Below are 18,248 nucleotides of genomic sequence, written 5' to 3'. Positions count from 1 at the left end.
AAGTTGCCAAAAAATAATGAAAACCATTCTAAATCAGTGTTTTTGGTTCTGATTCCTTGACAGGGTAACGGGTATGACTAAAGCAGTTATCGCCATTCACGGCGGAGCGGGCGCGATCACCCGCGCGGCGATGAGCGCCGAAAAAGAGCAATATTATCGTCAGCAGCTGACGGCGATTGTCGCAGCCGGTCAGCAAATTCTCGCCGACGGCGGCAGCGCGATGGATGCGGTTACCGAAGCGGTCCGTCTGCTGGAGGAGTGTCCGTTGTTTAATGCCGGTAAAGGGGCAGTGTTTACCCACCAGGGTACGCACGAACTGGACGCCAGCATTATGGACGGCAAAACGCTGGAAGTGGGGGCGGTGGCCGGTGTTAACCATATCCGCAATCCGATCCTTGCGGCGCGCGCGGTGCTGGAAGTCAGCCCGCATGTGTTGTTTATCGGCGCGGGTGCTGAGGCGTTTGCGACGCAGCAGGGGCTGGAAATGGTGGCAGCCGACTTTTTCTCGACGCCAGAACGCTGGGAACAGTTACAGCGTGCGCTGAGTAGCCAGCAGGCGGTGCTGGATCATGACGGTGCGGCGCAGAGTCACAGCGACGATCCGCTCGACCCCGATCGTAAATTCGGCACGGTGGGCGCTGTAGCCCTCGATCTTCACGGCAACCTGGCGGCGGCCACCTCCACTGGCGGCATGACCAACAAACAGGCCGGACGTGTGGGTGACTCACCGCTGGTGGGAGCGGGCTGCTACGCCAGCAACGACAGCGTAGCCGTTTCCTGTACCGGCACCGGCGAAGTGTTTATTCGCACGCTGGCGGCCTATGACGTGGCAGCGCAGATGCGTTACGCCGGACGTACGTTACAACAGGCCAGCGCCAACGTGATACACGATAAAGTGCAGGAGCTGGATGGTAGTGGCGGGCTGATTGCGGTGGATTGTGACGGCAACGTGGCCCTGCCATTTAACAGCGAAGGGATGTACCGGGGATTCGCTTACGTTGGTGGTGAAGTTGAGGTAGCCATTTACCGCGACAGCTAAGGAGCAGGCATGACGGATCGGCAGCTGCAGTTAACGCCAGAGCAGGTTCTGGCGGTACGTGACCTGAACGTGAGTTTTCAGCATGAAGGACGCATCACCGAAGCGGTGCGTCAGTTGTCGCTGGATCTGCATCGCGGTGAAACCCTGGCGCTGGTCGGGGAATCCGGTTCGGGGAAATCGGTCACCTCGCTGGCGCTGATGCGGTTGATTCAGCAGGCGGGGGGAGACGTGAGTGGTGAGATCACCCTGCGGCGGCGTAACGGCGAATTACTGGACGTGATGCGCGCCTCCGCCAGTCAGATGCGGCGGGTACGCGGTGCCGATATGGCGATGATCTTCCAGGAACCGATGACTTCGCTCAACCCGGTGTTCACGGTGGGGGAGCAAATCGCCGAATCGATCCGTCTGCATCAGGGAAAAAGCCATCAGCAGGCGCTGGCTGAAGCGCGGCACATGCTGGATCTGGTGCGCATACCGGAAGCGCAAAACGTGCTGGGACGCTATCCCCATCAGCTTTCCGGCGGGATGCGTCAGCGTGTGATGATTGCGATGGCGTTGTCCTGCAAACCGGCGCTGTTGATTGCCGATGAACCGACCACGGCGCTGGACGTCACCATCCAGGCGCAGATCCTGCAATTGATCCGTGTGCTGCAAAAAGAGATGCAGATGGGGGTGATTTTTATCACCCACGATATGGGGGTGGTGGCGGAAATGGCGGACCGGGTGCAGGTGATGTATCGCGGTGATGTGGTGGAGCGTGCACCGGTACAACAGTTATTCGACCATCCCCAACAACCCTATACCCGCGCGTTGCTCTCCGCTGTACCCAAACTGGGGGCGATGCACGGTCAGCCGCTGCCTGCCAAATTTCCGTTAATTCACCGTGATGGTCGTGCCGAAGTGGAAACGCCGCAGGACACGGTACGGCTGGATGTGCCACCGATTTTGCAGGTGCGCGACCTGGTGACACGTTTCGATATTCGCGGCGGCTTGCTGAACCGGGTGAAACGACGCGTGCATGCGGTGGAGAAGGTGAGCTTCGATCTGTATGCCGGAGAAACCCTGGCGCTGGTGGGTGAGTCCGGCTGTGGTAAATCGACCACGGGCCGTTCCCTGCTGCGGCTGGTTGCCAGCCAGGGCGGCACCATCACCTTTGATGGTCAGCGCATTGATGCCCTCGAAGGGCGGGCGCTGGCTGCGTTGCGTCGCGATATTCAATTCATTTTTCAGGATCCGTATGCGTCGCTCGATCCCCGTCTGACGGTGGGTTTTTCCATCATAGAACCGCTGCTGGTGCATCAGACGATGAGCCGACGCCAGGCAGAGCAGCGCGTTGCCTGGTTGCTGGAGCGCGTCGGCTTGCTGCCGGAACATGCGCAGCGTTATCCGCACGAATTTTCCGGCGGCCAGCGTCAGCGCATTTGTATTGCGCGTGCGCTGGCGCTCAACCCCAAAGTGGTGATTGCTGATGAGTCGGTCTCAGCGCTGGATGTGTCGATTCAGGCCCAGATCATCAACCTGATGCTCGATTTACAACGCGAGTTTGGCATCGCGTTTCTGTTTATTTCGCACGATATGGCGGTGGTGGAACGCATCAGCCATCGCGTGGCAGTGATGTATCTGGGACAGATCGTGGAAATGGGGCCGCGTCAGGCAGTGTTTGAGCAGCCACGTCATCCGTACACCAAAAAACTGATGGCCGCGGTGCCGGTTGCCGATCCGGCACACCGTCGCCGTGAGCGGGCGTTAATGGTGGATGAGATCCCCAGCCCGATTCGCCCGCTCGGTGCAGAGCCGGAAGTGGCACCCTTACAGGAAGTGGCTCCGGGACATTTTGTTGCCCGGCACGCCATCAGCGGCACCTGAACAGCAGCAACTCATCCGCGTCACCGGGCGGTGTCGCGTTAAGACAGGGACTACAGGAGAACGATAACGATGCACAATATTATGCGTAAAGGGGTTATCACTGCCGGGTTGTTAAGTTCGGCGCTGGCGTTACCGGCCTGGGCGGCTAAAGATGCAGTGATTGCCGTGGCCTCCACCTTCACCACCCTCGACCCCTACGATGCCAACGATACCTTGTCGCAGGCGGTAGCGAAATCCTTCTATCAGGGATTGTTCGGCTTCGATAAAGATATGAAGCTGACCAATGTACTGGCTGAAAGTTATCAAACCAGCAGTGATGGCCTGACGTACACCATCAAACTGCGTCCCAACGTGAAGTTCCAGGACGGCACCGATTTCAATGCCGCAGCGGTGAAGGTCAACCTCGATCGCGCCAGCAACCCGGATAATCACCTCAAGCGCTACAACCTGTTTAAATACGTGGCTTCAACCGAAGTGGTCGACCCGCTGACGGTAAAAATCACGCTGAAGCAACCGTTCTCCGCCTTTATCAACAACCTTGCCCATCCGGCGGCGGTGATGATTTCTCCTGCTGCGTTGCAGAAATATGGCAAGGACATCGGTTTCCATCCGGTGGGCACCGGTCCGTTTGAATTTGTCACCTGGAATCAGACCGACTTCGTGAAAGTGAAGAAGTGGGATGGCTACTGGAAAAAAGGTTATCCGAAGCTCGACAGCATCACCTGGCGTCCGGTGGTGGATAACAACACCCGCGCGGCGATGCTGCAGACCGGCGAAGCCACCTTTGCGTTCCCGGTGCCGTTTGAGCAGGCCAAACTGCTGGAGAAAAACAGCAAACTCGATGTGGTCACCACGCCTTCGATTATGCAGCGTTATATCAGCCTGAACGTGACACAAAAACCGTTCGACAACCCGAAGGTGCGTGAGGCGCTGGAATACGCCATCAACCGTCAGGCACTGGCGAAAGTGGCATTTGCCGGTTATGCCACCCCGGCGACCGGCATTGTGCCCCCGGCTATCGACTTCGCGCAGACCTATCCCGCGATCGCCTACAATCCGGCCAAAGCGCGTGAATTGCTGAAAGAGGCGGGCTATCCCAACGGTTTCGAGACCACGCTGTGGTCTTCACACAACCACAGTACCGCGCAGAAAGTGTTGCAGTTCACGCAGCAGCAGCTGGCACAGGTGGGTGTGAAGGTGAAACTGCTGGCGATGGATGCCGGTCAGCGTGCGGCGGAAGTGGAAAGCAAAGGCCAGAAAGAGAGTGGGGTACGCATGTTCTACACCGGCTGGTCAGCCTCTACCGGTGAAGCAGATTGGGCGCTGACGCCGCTGTTTGCTACCAGCTCATGGCCGCCAGCAATCTTCAACACTGCGTTTTACAGTAATCCGCAGGTGGATAAAGACCTGGCCGATGCGCTGAAAACCACCGATCGCTCCCAGAAAGCCAAACTGTATAAAGATGCCCAGGACCGCATCTGGAACGATCATCCGTGGATCCCGCTGGTGGTGGAACAGCTGCTTTCTGCCAATAACAAAAACCTGAGCGGTTTTTACGTCATGCCTGATACCTCATTTAATTTTGATGAGGCCGACCTGAAGTAACCCTTATGGCCAGCCTGTAACGGCTGGCCATACCGTGCAGGATTTCGCATGCTGAATTATTTTCTCAAACGATTACTGGGACTGATTCCCACGCTGCTGATTGTGGCGGTGCTGGTGTTCCTGTTTGTCCATCTGCTGCCGGGTGATCCGGCACGGCTGATTGCCGGACCGGAAGCAGATGCCTCGGTGGTGGCGCTGGTGCGCCAGGAACTGGGGCTGGATCAACCGCTGATCCAGCAATTCTGGCATTTTATCTGGAATGCGTTGCAGGGGGATTTTGGTCAGTCGATGGTGTCGAAACGCCCGGTTTCCGAGGAGATCGCCACGCGTTTTCTCCCCACGCTGTGGCTGACGCTGAGCAGCATGGTATGGGCGGTGGTGTTTGGTATGGCGATTGGCATCGTCTCGGCCGTCTGGCGTAATCGCTGGCCGGACCGTCTGGGTATGACGCTGGCGGTATCTGGCATCTCCTTTCCGGCGTTTGCCCTCGGCATGCTGCTGATGCAAATCTTTTCCGTCGATCTCGGTTGGTTGCCCACGGTCGGTGCCGACAGCTGGCAGCATTATATTTTGCCTTCCATCACCCTCGGCGCGGCGGTGGCGGCAGTGATGGCTCGCTTTACCCGCGCCTCTTTCGTCGAGGTGATGCAGGAAGATTATATGCGCACCGCGCGTGCCAAAGGAGTGCGCGAATCGCTGGTGGTGGTCAAACATGGGCTGCGCAATGCCATGATCCCGGTGGTGACCATGATGGGCCTGCAATTTGGCTTTTTGCTCGGCGGCTCAATTGTGGTGGAAGTGGTGTTCAACTGGCCCGGTCTGGGCCGTCTGCTGGTGGATTCGGTGGAGATGCGTGATTATCCGGTGATTCAGGCCGAGGTATTGCTGTTTTCGCTGGAGTTCATTCTGATTAACCTGATTGTCGATATGCTGTACGCGGCGATCAACCCGGCTATTCGCTACAGGTAAGGAGTCGCAATGAAAAACTGGCGACGCGAAGCGGCATTGAAAATCATGCCGACGATGACGGAGAATCGGGTACGCACGCCGTGGCGCGAATTCTGGCGGCGTTTTCGTCGTCAGCACGTGGCGATGCTAGCCGGATTGTTTGTGCTGCTGCTGATCGTGGTGGCGTTTATCGCCCCGTGGATTGCTCCGTTCGATGCGGAAAACTATTTTGATTACGACCGGCTGAATGAAGGCCCGTCGCTGGTGCACTGGTTTGGCGTGGATTCGCTCGGGCGCGACATTTTTAGCCGGGTGCTGGTCGGGACGCGTATTTCGCTGATTGCCGGTTTCTTCTCGGTGGCGATCGGCACGGTGATCGGTACCGTGCTGGGCCTGCTGGCGGGTTACTACGAAGGCTGGTGGGATCGTATCACCATGCGCGTATGTGATGTGTTGTTTGCCTTTCCGGGCATACTGCTGGCGATTGCCGTGGTGGCGATTATGGGTAGCGGCATGAGTAACGTGATTGTCGCGGTAGCCATTTTCAGTATTCCGGCGTTTGCGCGGCTGGTGCGTGGCAACACCCTGGTCCTGAAGCATCAGACTTATATCGAATCGGCGCGCAGCATCGGCGCATCGGACGGGACCATCATCCTGCGCCATATCCTGCCGGGTACGGTTTCCTCGATTGTGGTCTATTTCACCATGCGTATTGGTACGTCAATTATCACCGCCGCCAGCCTGTCCTTTCTCGGTCTGGGGGCACAACCGCCGACGCCGGAATGGGGCGCGATGTTAAACGAAGCCCGTGCCGATATGGTGATTGCCCCGCATGTGGCGATTTTCCCCAGCCTGGCGATTTTCCTCACCGTGCTGGCGTTTAATCTGCTGGGTGACGGACTGCGCGACGCGCTGGATCCGAAACTGAAAATGTAAGCCGGTGCGTATAAATGCGCACCGCATCACAACAGCGCGATAAATCGCGCCGCTACGGTCGGATGCGGTTTGTAGCGGCGCGATTTATCGCGCGTTTTTCAGCTTAGAAGGTTTCCCAGTTATCGTTGCTGGTGGTGGGTGCTTTCAACGCAGCACGTGGGGCAATAACAGGCGCTGTCGGACGTACCAGCACCGCAGCAGCCACCTGGCGAGCGCCGGTATTGAAGCGTGCCACGGCGGCTGACAGACGGCTGGCCTGCTGCTCCAGCGACGCCGACGCATTGGCCGATTCCTGTACCAGCGTGGCATTCTGCTGCGTCACGCGATCCATCTCATTCACCGCCTGACCGATCTGATCAATACCACGGCTCTGCTCATCCGAGGCGGAGGCGATCTCGCCCATGATGTCGGTGACGCGGGTAACCGCGCTGACAATTTCCTGCATGGTGTCACCGGCGCTGCTGACCTGCTGCGAACCGAGATCGACGCGCTGCACGGAGTTCTCAATCAACAGCTTGATCTCCTTCGCCGCCTGCGCACTGCGCTGGGCAAGGTTGCGCACTTCACCGGCGACCACAGCAAAACCGCGTCCCTGCTCTCCGGCACGCGCTGCTTCAACCGCCGCGTTCAGCGCCAGAATATTGGTCTGGAAAGCAATGCCATCGATCACGCTGGTGATATCGGCGATCTTTTTCGAGCTATCCGCGATATCACGCATGGTCTTCACCACACCCTCGACCACGTTACCGCCTTTATCAGCGGTGTCGGAGGCGGTTTTCGCCAGCTGTGAAGCCTGACGGGCATTATCGGCGTTCTGTTTCACCGTGGCAGTGAGCTGCTCCATACTGGCGGCGGTTTCTTCCAGTGAAGCGGCCTGCTGCTCGGTACGCGCCGAGAGATCGTTATTACCGGTGGCGATTTCGGTCACACTGCTGAAAATCGCGTCGGCGCTGTCACGCACGTTGCTGACGGTACTCAGCAACGCCTGCTGCATATGGTTCAGGCTGGTGGCGAGCGCGGCCATTTCGCTGCGTCCCTCCACCTGCAAGGAGCCGGAAAGATCGCCTTCAGCGAAGCGTTCCATCTGCTGTTGCAGCAACTTCATCGGTGTCAGCAGGATGCGGCGCACCAGCACCCATACGGCCACCAGCATCAGCAGCACCACCAGTGTCATCACGCCAACCATGGTCATCATACGGTGATAAGTGCTTTCATTCTGGGCATTGCCTTGCGCCAGCAGCTCGACATTCTGCGCCCGCCACTGTTTGTAGGCGTCTTCGAGATCGTCCTGCGCCTGCTGGGCATCCAGATTGCCATAGGAAGGATAATCGTTAGCTTTCAGGAATACCGCGGACTGCTGCAACAGATTGGCCATTGCGGTGAACTTCGCGTCCACCAGCGTCGCTGCGGCATCACTTTGCCCGGCGATGCGTGGCAGATTCTTGTATTGGGTGAAGTGCTGCTGCGCTTCATCCAGTGACGCCCCGGCGGCGGTTAACAACTTGTCGATGGCAGCCAGTGAGGCGGCATCGGTTTGCTTCTTCAGAATACGAATGGCGACGCGGTTAATGGTGACACGGGTTTTGACCAGCGTTTGCCAGCCGTCGGCCAGTTCGCGTTGCTGGTGAGAGAGTTGATCGCTGGTGGTGAAGTTTCGCTGTCCTGAAATTAATGAGGTTAAAAACAGGGAGCCGGAAACGGCCTGCATGGCTGTGAACACCACCAGAATCATGATGATGGCGGTCACGACTTTCATTCTTTTAAGCATCCTGGTATCTCTGCGCAAAAAGGGGCGTGTACAGAGGTTATCGGTGTAAAAGAAAGGCGCTTTACTGTCGGCAGAAAATAATTTCGGCGGAAAATGATTCCCCCATGACGGGCATGGGGGAGGAGGGGGAGGTTAGATGCGGCTACCCCACAGGTCGTACTCATCAGCGTGCTCGACTTTGACGCGCACCACATCACCGACTTTCACCTGACGCTCACCATTCAGGTACACCGCGCCGTCGATTTCCGGTGCATCGGCCATGCTGCGGCCCACGGCACCTTCTTCATCCACTTCATCGATGATCACCAGAATTTCGCGACCCATTTTCTCTTGCAGACGTTCCGCAGAAATCTTCTGCTGTAGCTGCATAAAGCGATCGAAACGTTCCTGCTTCACATCGTCCGGTACCGGGTCCGGCAACTGGTTGGCAGTGGCTCCTTCAACCGGGCTGTACTGGAAGCATCCGACGCGGTCAAGGCGTGCTTCCTTCAGGAAGTCGAGCAGCATCTGGAAATCTTCTTCTGTTTCACCAGGGAAACCGACGATAAAGGTCGAACGCAGCGTCAGTTCCGGGCAAATTTCACGCCAGCGTTTAATGCGTTCCAGCGTGCGTTCTACCGCTCCCGGGCGCTTCATCAGCTTAAGAATGCGCGGGCTGGCGTGTTGCAGCGGAATATCCAGGTATGGCAGGAGTTTACCTTCCGCCATCAGTGGGATGACGTCATCTACGTGCGGGTAAGGATAGACATAATGCAAACGTACCCAGACGCCGAGTTTTGCCAGCTGCTCACACAGGCTAACCATGCTGGTTTTCACCGGTGAGCCATTCCAGAAACCGGTACGGTGCTTGACATCCACGCCGTAAGCGGAGGTATCCTGGGAGATTACCAGCAGCTCTTTCACACCCGCTTCCACCAGACGTTTGGCTTCATCAAGAACCGAACCAATCGGGCGGCTATCAAGATCGCCACGCATGGACGGAATGATGCAGAAGGTGCAGCGATGATTACAGCCTTCAGAAATTTTCAGGTAAGCGTAATGGCGCGGTGTCAGCTTGACACCCTGCTGCGGCACCAGGCTCAGGAACGGGTTGTGTTCCGGCTTTGGCACATAGTGATGCACATGCGACAGCACCTGCTCATAGCTGTGCGGTCCGGTGATTTCCAGCACTTTCGGGTGAACTTCGCGGATCTGATCCACTTTGGCACCCAGGCAGCCGGTCACGATCACTTTGCCGTTTTCGTTCAGCGCTTCACCAATCGCTTCCAGTGATTCCTGCACGGCGCTGTCGATAAATCCACAGGTGTTGACGATGACGATCTCCGCATCATCGTAACGTGGGACCACGTCATAGCCTTCAGTACGCAGCTCCGTCAGGATGCGCTCTGAATCGACAAGGTTTTTTGGGCAGCCGAGTGAGACAAAGCCCACGCGTGGAGGATTGGTGACATGGCTCATAAGAATAAAAATTCATCATCATTAGTGTGGATAGGGGGGCGATTGTACAGGTGTCTGCGGGGAAATTGTATAGCCAGTTGTCAGGCTTTTTGCCAGGCTATGTAAGCGGCTTACCACGCGGGATGTGGGCAATGTCGCGGGCTGGGCGAGGGTAACCGCAGCGCTGGCGGGGTTGTCTTCCCCAGGCTATTTTGCTTAAATCCCCGGTTGGAATTTATAAGTGATTATCGATATTAGAAAAAATGTGCGTCGCTGACGGTGAATCCCTCACTGCCAGGGCCGAAGTGGATAATGTGAGAGCAGAGAAATGAAAGAGATCATCAAAGGTTTTCTGAGTTTTCAACAGAATGTGTTCCCTGAAAGGAAGGATCTTTTCAAAAGCCTGGCGTCCAACCAAAATCCCAAAGCCCTGTTTATCTCCTGCTCAGACAGCCGTCTGGTGCCGGAACTGGTTACGCAGCAGGAGCCAGGCCAGCTGTTCGTTATCCGTAATGCCGGTAATATTGTGCCGTCGTTCGGACCGGAGCCGGGTGGTGTTTCTGCGACGATTGAATATGCGGTCGTGGCGCTGGGTGTCAGCGAAATCATCATTTGCGGCCACTCCAACTGTGGTGCGATGAAAGCGATCGCCGAATGTTCGTGCATGGATACCATGCCTGCGGTGGAGCACTGGCTGCGTTATGCCGATGCCGCACGTGCGGTAGTGGAAAACAAAAAGTACGATACGCCGGAAACCAAGCTGACCGAGATGGTAAAAGAGAACGTCATCGCGCAGCTGCACAATATCAAAACACATCCGTCTGTTGCAGTGGCGTTACGTAAGAAAACGCTGCGCCTGCATGGCTGGGTTTATGATATTGAGAGTGGCAAAATTATGGCGCTGACCAAAGGGGGGGACGAGTTCATTTCCCTGTCAGATAATCCTGAAACCTGCTTCGAATAATCCCTCAGCCCGCCTGTGTTGCGCCAGTAACCCAGGCGGTGGCTATTCACATTTCTTCAATTTTTCTTACTGCTCGTAATTGCCCTAACTATGCTTGAAAAGCAATGACTAAACATAAGGGCTCTCGTATGCGATCACATCTAGGTATTCCATTAGTGACGCTGGCTTTTCTGGCGGCGGGCTGTACCTCTCATGTTACTGATACTAAACAATATTCCGGGTTTCTCGGCGATTATAGCCAGCTAACCATGGCGGAGTCGGCCAGTGGTAAACCGACGATGCGCTGGATATCGCCGGACTATCATGGCGCGAAGTATCCGAACGTCGTTTATACCCCCATCGTTTATTACCCGGCTGCGCATCCCACGCAGCGTATCAGCCAGCAGACGCTGGATCAGATACGACAATATGCCGACCAGAAGCTGAAAGACGGGATAGCCGTACATAAAAATCTCGTCACGCAGAAAGGCCCCAATACCATGGTGGTGAGGGCGGCTATCACCGCTGTGGCGGGTGAAAACGAGGGCGTACAGTTCTATGAAGTCATACCGGTTGGGGCAGTGATTGCCGGAACCATGGCGGCGACCGGGCATCGTACCCAGAACAGCGCCTTGTACCTTGAGGTGGAAGCCACCGATGCGCAAACCGGCAAGCCTCTGATCAAGGTGGTACGTAAAGCCTTTGGCCGCACGCTGCCGAACAGTGAAACCCCTATCACCCTTAATGACATCCGCCCAGGCATTGATGAGATGGTGCGTGATGCAGTTTCCTTTTCCGCCCCGTAAAACGCTGCCCGGTGCGCCGGGCTTAATGTTTTGTAAATCCTGCACATCCTTTTTTACCAACTGACTACCCTTAACGGCAGACGGTTAAAAAGGAGAATCCTATGCGATTGTTGCAAGCTGCGCTGCTGTTCGGTGGTGCGCTGAGCTGTTCCCTGCCGACACTGGCGGCGGATGTCCAGGTTCAGGTTTTGCAGGATAAACTGGATCACCCCTGGTCGGTGGCCTTTCTGCCCGATAATCACACCCTGTTAATGACCGAACGATCGGGCCAGTTACGTAGCTGGCAGCCGGGCAAAGGCTTATCTGCCCCTATCAGCGGCGTACCCAGCGTGTGGGCACATCGACAAGGCGGTCTGCTTGATGTGGTGCTGGCACCGGACTTCGCACAAAGTCGCCGCGTGTGGCTCAGCTACACCACTGCCGACGCTGGCGGACGTGCCGGGAGCGTAGTGGGGTTTGGTCGCCTGAGCGACGATAACCGGCAGCTGAGCGATTTTAAGGTGGTGCTGGAGCAAACCCCGAAGCTCTCCAGTGGGGCCAACCTGGGAACGCGGCTGGCGTTCGACAGGCAGGGCTTTTTGTGGATTGCCTTCGGTGACAATTTCGCCAGCAGCAGTGCGCAGGACCTCGATAAACTCTCGGGAAAAATTGTGCGTCTGACTGCCGATGGCAATATTCCGGCGGATAATCCGTTTGTCGGACGCCAGGGGGCGCGTGGTGAAATCTGGGCCTATGGCGTGCGTAATCCACAGGGGCTGGCGCTCAATCCCTGGACGCAGCAGATGTGGGAGAGTGAGCATGGCCCGCGCGGCGGCGATGAAGTGAATATCCCGGAAAAAGGCAAAAACTACGGCTGGCCGCTGGCGACCTGGGGCATAGATTACAGCGGGCAAAAAGTCCCGGAAGCCAAAGGTGGCGAGGTTCCGGGTACCGAACAACCGGTGTTTTACTGGAAAGTTTCACCGGCTATTAGCGGTATGGCGTTTTACAACAGCGCACGTTTTCCGCAATGGAAGAATTCGTTATTTATTGGCGCATTGAAGGAAAAAAGCCTGATTCGCTTACAGGTGAATGGCGAGAAAGTGGTGGAAGAACAGCGTTTGCTGACCGATCGCGGTGAACGTATTCGCGATGTCCGCCAGGGACCGGATGGCTTTCTGTATGTGCTGACCGATGAGGCCAACGGCAAGCTGCTGAAAGTGGGGCTGGCGGAGAGCGCCAGCGCACCACGCGGGTAATTAACGTACCCAGTTACACACTTCCCAGCCGCGCTGCTGTGCTTCCTGTTGCAACAGTGCGTCCGGGTTAATCACATAAGCATGATCGGCATGGGCCAGCAGCGGCAAATCATTCATTGAGTCGCTGTACGCCCAGGTACGATCGAAACGATGGTCCTGCTGTAGCGCTTTCCAGTCGCCCAGCCGCGCCACTTTACCTTCTTTGTAGGTCATGGTGCCGTAGGTCTGGCCGCTGTAGCGGTCATCGACAATTTCGACACCAATCGCCAGCGCACCGTGGACGCCAAGGCGTTCAGCAATCGGGATGGCCAGATGTTCACCGCTGGCGGTAATGATCATCACCGTGTCGCCACGCTGCTGATGCCAGTTGATGCGTTCGCGCGCGGCGGGAAAGACCCGCGGCAGAATGTCGCGGTGGATAAAACGGCGCACCCAGCCGGATACCGTCATGGTGGCCATACCGGCTAACGGGGCGAGGGTGGTGTTCATATATTCTTCTATTGATAGCGTACCGGCGTGATATTGGGTCATTAGCGATTGTTCTTCGCTAATCAGATCGGCGGGGGCAAAACCCTGTGAAACCAGCCAGCGTAGCCACAGGCTGGTGCTGTCTTCACAAATCAGGGTTTCGTCCAGATCGAACACGGCTAAGTCCATCATGATTCTCCTCAGGCTGACTGAAATCAGGTTAGCGGAAATTTGTGACTGGCTTAACTGATCTGCGAAAAATCGGAATTTCTCGCAATTTTTCACAGATGGCGACAGATCAATGCTGGCAGCGAGGCGGCGTTGGTGCCAGGGTTACTCTAATAAACTCTATAAAACTTTACGGTCAGACGGTTTTTTTCGCCGGCGCGAACCGTTAGCGTTCTGGTTTACGTGCGTCTTGCTGGCAAAGAACCACGATATTTAACAAGGACAAACATCTGGTCATGCTCATGAGAAAATTCGCTATCACCCCTGCCTGGCGGCCTTTGGCTGCATCCTCCTTATTATTACTGCTCGTTCCGGTTACCGTTCTGGCTGAAGACGCACCCGCCGCGCCGCAGTTGGATGCCAAAGCCTGGATTTTGATGGACTATAACAGTGGCAAGGTTCTGGCCGAATCGAATGCCGATCAACGCCTCGACCCCGCCAGTCTGACCAAAATGATGACCAGCTATGTGGTGGGCCAGGCGCTGAAAGCGGGCAAAATCACCAATAACGATCTGGTGACCATTGGTCAGGATGCCTGGGCCACCGGTAACCCGAAACTGCGCGGTTCATCGCTGATGTTCCTGAAACCTGGCGATCGCATTCCGGTATCCGAGCTAAATAAAGGCGTCGTGATTCAATCCGGTAACGATGCCTGTATCGCGCTGGCCGATTATGTGGCGGGCAGTCAGGATGCGTTTATCGGTTTGATGAATAACTACGCCAAAGCCTTTGGCCTGCAAAATACCCATTTTATGACGGTGCATGGGCTGGATGCCGACGGGCAGTACAGTACTGCGCGTGATATGGCGATTATTGGTCAGCGGCTGATCCGCGATGTGCCGGATGAATATGCGCTGAATAAAGAAAAAGAGTTCACCTTTAACCACATCAAGCAGATGAACCGCAATCGGCTGTTGTGGAGCACCAATCTCAACGTGGACGGTATCAAAACCGGTCACACCTCGGGAGCAGGCAATAACCTGGTGGCGTCCGCCACTGACGGCGATATGCGTCTGATTTCGGTGGTGCTCGGGGCGCAGACCGATGCCATCCGCTTCCGCGAGAGTGAAAAGCTTCTCACCTGGGGTTTTCGTTTTTATGAAACGGTCACGCCGATCAAGTCGGATAAACCTTTTGCGCAGCAACGTGTCTGGTTTGGCGATCGCAGCCTGGTCAATCTCGGTGTCGCCCAGGATGCCGCCATCACCCTTCCCAAAGGGCAGATGAAAAACCTGAAAGCCAGTTTCACGCTCACCTCGCCGCAGCTGGAAGCACCACTAAAGAAAAATCAGGTGGTGGGAACCATCGATTTTCAGCTGGATGGCAAAACGGTGGAACAACGTCCGCTGGTGGCGATGGAGGATGTTGCGGAAGGGGGCTTCATTGGCCGTATCTGGGATTTCATTATGATGAAATTCAACGGCTGGTTTGGAAAGTGGTTTAGCTAATTGTCACATCTGCGGCGATAACGGCGCGGTTTAGTGCGCCGTTATCGTTGTCGCCGTTACTCGCGAATCCATCCTTTACGAATCGGCATCGCAAACAAGACGCGGTAAATCTGATGCGTCAGTGCCAGCATGCGCTCTCCATACAACTGCCAGGCGAGATGCGACGCCAGACAGCCGAGCATACCCACCAGGAAACCGCCGAGCATATCCAGCGGCCAGTGCACGCCGAGGTAGACGCGCGACCAGGCGATGGCGCTGCCGACCAGCAGTAAAATCACCCCCGACCACAGACGGTGCCAGCAAATAAACGCCAGGGCAAAGGTGAAAATCGTAGTGCCATGATCGCTGGGATAGGAATCGTCAGCGACATGCACCAGAAACTGATGTCCCAGGCCGATGACAAACGGGCGGGGATGAGGCAGCAGCTGGCTGATGCACCAGGCAATGCTGAGGGCATAAATCAGTGCCATCCCGGTTTTCAATACCAGCGCGCGCTGCGAACTGACCTGCTCACGCGGTCCCCACAGCCACAACGCGACGATCAGGAGCGGCACAATGGCGATCAGGTCCTGGGCGATAAAGGTCGCCAGTTTTATCAGCCACTGCGGAGAATCCGGTGTGGCGTTAATCCATAAAAAGAGGGTGCGGTTGAGTTCTTCCATTACGCTCTCTGGTTCCTCGTCTTGTTTACCCAAAAAGAAACGCCAGCAAAAATCAGCATCTGAGTCAGCCAGACCCACCAGCCCGCCCACAGGTTGTGGGAGAAAAAGTGCGCACCGCGCATCACCTGGCCATAACCCATTAGCAAGCCCAGCGCGATGCCAGCCAGCAGTGCCAGCAGGGCACGGCGTGGCTTCTCCGGCCACCACAGGAAAAACAGTCCCATTACCGCAAAACCGCTTGAAGCATGCCCGCCGGGGAAACACTGACCGGGACCGCTATCCGCCGGAACGGCATCCAGTAAGGGAAAGCTCACCGCTTTGCCGCCAAACATCGCCAGATCCCATGGACAGGAGTGCGCGCTGTGCGCCTTCAGAATTCCGACCACCAGTGGCCCCAGACCGAACAGCAAGGCCACCAGCACCCGGCGTCCATCGCGGCGCTGAATCCCACGTAACAGCATCAGCACGGCACCGACGATGATCACATCCTTCAACAGGCGATGGTTGATCAGGTCCAGCCAGCGGTTGTGCTGCCACGGGAAGCGCTGCGTCAGCGGATCAAACCAAAACTGGCTGATGGCGATATCGAGGCTTTCATGGCGCGACCACAGCAGGAACACAGACGCTAAAAATGCCAGCAAAATAAAGTTGATAGCGTAAAAGCGTCGTGACAGCGGGTAAATAGCAGGGTTCTTAATCATGAGGTGGGTTGTTGAATTGTTTAATTTGGATGACAGTTGCATGATTTTTTGCACAGAGCGAAACCAGGGTGGCAGGGTGTCAGTCTGCGCTTAAGAGAACCTTAAGCCACGATCGACAGGCATAAAAAAACCCGTCAGTCAGAGACTGGCGGGCTCCTCAATTTGGGGATTTCAAAGAAAAGCAGTGGCAATAATTCAGACTGCACCCCGGAAAAAAAGTTCTGGACTCCGCCAAAAAATTTTTATAAAGGCAAAATCGGCCAGATAATGACGATCAACGTACCCGCGAGGGTCAGTAAAACGTTGGCAATGGCGTAGGTTCCGGCATAGCCCAGCGCCGGAATATTGCTGCGCGCCGTGTCACTGATAATTTCCATCGCCGGTGCGCAGGTGCGAGCACCCATAATCGCGCCGAACAATAATGCACGGTTCATACGCAGCACATAGGCACCAAACAAATAGCAAATCACCACCGGCACCAGGCTGACCAGCAAGCCGCTCAGCAACATCAGCGCACCTTCGCTACCCAGCCCGTGTTGCAGGCCACTACCGGCACTCAGGCCGACGCCCGCCATAAACACCATCAGGCCGAATTCTTTTACCATGGTCAGCGCACCCTGCGGAATATAACCAAAGGTCGGGTGGTTGGCGCGCAGGAAACCCAACATGATCCCGGCGAACAGCAGTCCGGCAGCGTTACCAATGCCAAAGCTAAAATTGCTGAACTGGAAAGTGATCATGCCGATCATCAAACCAATAATGAAGAAGGCACAAAAGGCCAGCAGGTCGGTCATCTGACTGTGGATGGCGATAAAGCCGATGCGGTCAGCCAGGCTTTTCACGCGACGCGCTTCGCCGCTCACCTGGAGTACATCACCTTTATTCAGCATGATGCTGTCATCAATCGGCATCTCAATCTGGCTGCGGATCACGCGGTTGAGGAAACAGCCGTGATCCGTCAGCTTCAGGTGGTTGAGACGTTTATTCACTGCGTTATGGTTCTTCACCACAATCTCTTCAGTGACGATGCGCATATCCAGCAGATCGCGGTCGAAGACTTCTTTGCCGTTGCGGAAGCTGGGATCGAGGCGCGCATGGGCATCGGGATAGCCCACCAACGAAATTTCATCACCCAGTTGCAGCTGAGCATCACCATCCGGGCTGGCGAGAATGCCGTTACGGCGCAGGCGCTCAATATAACAACCGGTCTGGCGATGAATGCCCAGCTCGCGCAGATTTTTGCCGCCGCTCCACTCCACCAGTTCCGGTCCGACGCGGTAGGCACGAATCACCGGCAGGAACACTTTGCGCTGGCTATCGGCATCCAGACCCCGTTCACGGGCGATTTGCTGTGCGCAGGTTGGCAGATCCTGATGTTGCAGGCGTGGCAGGTAGCGTGCGCCAAAAATCAGGCTGACCAGTCCCACCAGATAGGTAATGGCGTAACCCAGGCTGAGATGATCCTGCATCAGGGTAAGGTGCTGGCTGTCAGCGATGCTATGCCGGAGCGTGTCACCGGCGCCCACCAGCACTGGCGTAGAAGTCATGGCTCCCGCCAGCATGCCTGCGGTTAAGCCGATATCCCAGCCAAACACTTTGCCGAGTAGCAATGCCAGCAGCAGGGCGCTGCCGACCATGACGATGGCGAGGATAAAATAGTTTTTACCGTCGCGGAAAAAGATCGAAAAAAAGTTAGGACCGGCTTCGACGCCAACACAAAAAATAAACAGCATAAAACCCAGGCTCAGTGCTGCGGTATTAATGGCGAAATGTTGGTCACCTAAAATTAGCGATACGACTAATACGCCAATAGAATTTCCCAGCTGGACAGAACCAAGACGTAATTTACCCAGGCAGAGGCCGAGTGCTAAAACAACAAATAATAACAGGACGTCATTTCCGCTTAACAATTCTGCGACGTTAATATTCACGCTTTAACTTCTTATTTACCTGTAACATGTTGATGAAAAGGTTGTTTTTCGCTATCTTGTGCCGACCGCAGGTGCCCGTTTTGCCGGGATGGCAGGGACTGAATTTTGAAGCGGCGTCATTCTAATCATAATTAGCACCCTCAGCTATCGGCAGTTTTCATTCCTTCCGCATTCAGCTGTTTCTTTTTATTTCCACTCAGGTGTCCAGGGTCGGTAAAAGTTTC

The 18,248-nt window shown here is 55.9% G+C and carries 15 protein-coding genes; 9 read left to right on the top strand and 6 right to left on the bottom strand.

Going from position 1 to position 18,248, the window contains the following annotated elements; translation table 11 throughout:
- Window positions 1-73: 73 nt before the first annotated feature.
- From PW844_RS02115 to gsiD, 5 genes are all read left to right on the top strand, one after another.
- Window positions 74-1,039, top strand: coding sequence for an isoaspartyl peptidase/L-asparaginase (locus PW844_RS02115; protein WP_299446500.1), 966 nt, complete (start codon window positions 74-76; stop codon window positions 1,037-1,039).
- Window positions 1,040-1,048: 9 nt separating this feature from the next.
- Window positions 1,049-2,905: a glutathione ABC transporter ATP-binding protein GsiA gene (gene gsiA / locus PW844_RS02110; protein ID WP_299446497.1), complete on the top strand. Its 1,857-nt coding sequence runs from the start codon at window positions 1,049-1,051 to the stop codon at window positions 2,903-2,905.
- A gap of 69 nt (window positions 2,906-2,974) precedes the next feature.
- Entirely contained in the window at window positions 2,975-4,510 is a 1,536-nt protein-coding gene (gene gsiB, locus PW844_RS02105; RefSeq protein ID WP_299446494.1) for a glutathione ABC transporter substrate-binding protein GsiB, read from the top strand.
- A gap of 48 nt (window positions 4,511-4,558) precedes the next feature.
- Window positions 4,559-5,479: a glutathione ABC transporter permease GsiC gene (gene gsiC, locus PW844_RS02100; protein ID WP_299446491.1), complete on the top strand. Its 921-nt coding sequence runs from the start codon at window positions 4,559-4,561 to the stop codon at window positions 5,477-5,479.
- Window positions 5,480-5,488: 9 nt separating this feature from the next.
- The gene (gsiD, locus tag PW844_RS02095) at window positions 5,489-6,394 is read left to right on the top strand and encodes a glutathione ABC transporter permease GsiD (RefSeq protein ID WP_299446489.1); all 906 of its coding nucleotides are present in this window, start codon (window positions 5,489-5,491) and stop codon (window positions 6,392-6,394) included.
- 103 nt (window positions 6,395-6,497) lie between these two features.
- On the opposite strand, the gene PW844_RS02090 is transcribed toward gsiD, so the two are convergent.
- Together PW844_RS02090 and rimO are read right to left on the bottom strand one after the other, a co-directional pair.
- Window positions 6,498-8,162: a methyl-accepting chemotaxis protein gene (locus PW844_RS02090; protein ID WP_299446486.1), complete on the bottom strand. Its 1,665-nt coding sequence runs from the start codon at window positions 8,160-8,162 to the stop codon at window positions 6,498-6,500.
- Between the two features lie 132 nt (window positions 8,163-8,294).
- A complete protein-coding gene (gene rimO / locus PW844_RS02085) occupies window positions 8,295-9,620 on the bottom strand; it encodes a 30S ribosomal protein S12 methylthiotransferase RimO (protein ID WP_299446483.1) in 1,326 nt (441 codons plus the stop codon).
- A 307-nt stretch (window positions 9,621-9,927) separates the two neighbouring features.
- On the opposite strand from rimO, the gene PW844_RS02080 reads away from it, so the two are divergent.
- The 3 genes from PW844_RS02080 (at window position 9,928) to PW844_RS02070 (ending at window position 12,586) form a co-directional block, all read left to right on the top strand.
- Window positions 9,928-10,563 (top strand): carbonic anhydrase, encoded by a 636-nt coding sequence (locus tag PW844_RS02080; RefSeq protein ID WP_299446480.1) that lies wholly within the window; start codon window positions 9,928-9,930, stop codon window positions 10,561-10,563.
- A 128-nt stretch (window positions 10,564-10,691) separates the two neighbouring features.
- Window positions 10,692-11,348 (top strand): DUF3313 domain-containing protein, encoded by a 657-nt coding sequence (locus PW844_RS02075; RefSeq protein WP_299446477.1) that lies wholly within the window; start codon window positions 10,692-10,694, stop codon window positions 11,346-11,348.
- Between the two features lie 101 nt (window positions 11,349-11,449).
- On the top strand, window positions 11,450-12,586 hold the full coding sequence (locus PW844_RS02070) for a PQQ-dependent sugar dehydrogenase (RefSeq protein ID WP_299446474.1): 1,137 nt from the start codon (window positions 11,450-11,452) through the stop codon (window positions 12,584-12,586).
- Here the strand turns inward: PW844_RS02070 and PW844_RS02065 are convergent, their stop codons facing one another.
- Window positions 12,587-13,243 carry an HAD family phosphatase gene (locus PW844_RS02065; protein ID WP_299446795.1) on the bottom strand — a complete coding sequence of 219 codons (657 nt, stop codon included), beginning with the start codon at window positions 13,241-13,243 and terminating at the stop codon, window positions 12,587-12,589.
- A 281-nt stretch (window positions 13,244-13,524) separates the two neighbouring features.
- Here PW844_RS02065 and PW844_RS02060 point away from each other — a divergent pair, with 281 nt between their 5' ends.
- Window positions 13,525-14,730: a serine hydrolase gene (locus PW844_RS02060; protein ID WP_299446471.1), complete on the top strand. Its 1,206-nt coding sequence runs from the start codon at window positions 13,525-13,527 to the stop codon at window positions 14,728-14,730.
- Between the two features lie 56 nt (window positions 14,731-14,786).
- Here PW844_RS02060 and ybjG read toward each other — a convergent pair whose 3' ends face one another.
- The 3 genes from ybjG to PW844_RS02045 all read right to left on the bottom strand — a co-directional run bounded on the left by ybjG (window position 14,787) and on the right by PW844_RS02045 (window position 18,024).
- Window positions 14,787-15,392: an undecaprenyl-diphosphate phosphatase gene (gene ybjG, locus PW844_RS02055; protein ID WP_299446468.1), complete on the bottom strand. Its 606-nt coding sequence runs from the start codon at window positions 15,390-15,392 to the stop codon at window positions 14,787-14,789.
- Window positions 15,392-16,135 (bottom strand): phosphatase PAP2 family protein, encoded by a 744-nt coding sequence (locus tag PW844_RS02050; protein ID WP_299446465.1) that lies wholly within the window; start codon window positions 16,133-16,135, stop codon window positions 15,392-15,394. The genes ybjG and PW844_RS02050 overlap by 1 nt, the downstream gene beginning before the upstream one ends.
- A 200-nt stretch (window positions 16,136-16,335) precedes the next feature.
- Window positions 16,336-18,024, bottom strand: a complete 1,689-nt coding sequence (locus PW844_RS02045) for an aspartate:alanine antiporter (protein WP_299446462.1) — start codon at window positions 18,022-18,024, stop codon at window positions 16,336-16,338.
- Window positions 18,025-18,248: the final 224 nt, after the last annotated feature.

Origin of the sequence: Pantoea sp. (assembly GCF_028283705.1) — a bacterium.
In the GTDB taxonomy this organism is placed as follows: Bacteria; Pseudomonadota; Gammaproteobacteria; order Enterobacterales; family Enterobacteriaceae; genus Pantoea.
Note: the sequence above shows the minus strand (reverse complement) of the source record. Positions and strands in the feature narration are given on the sequence as shown.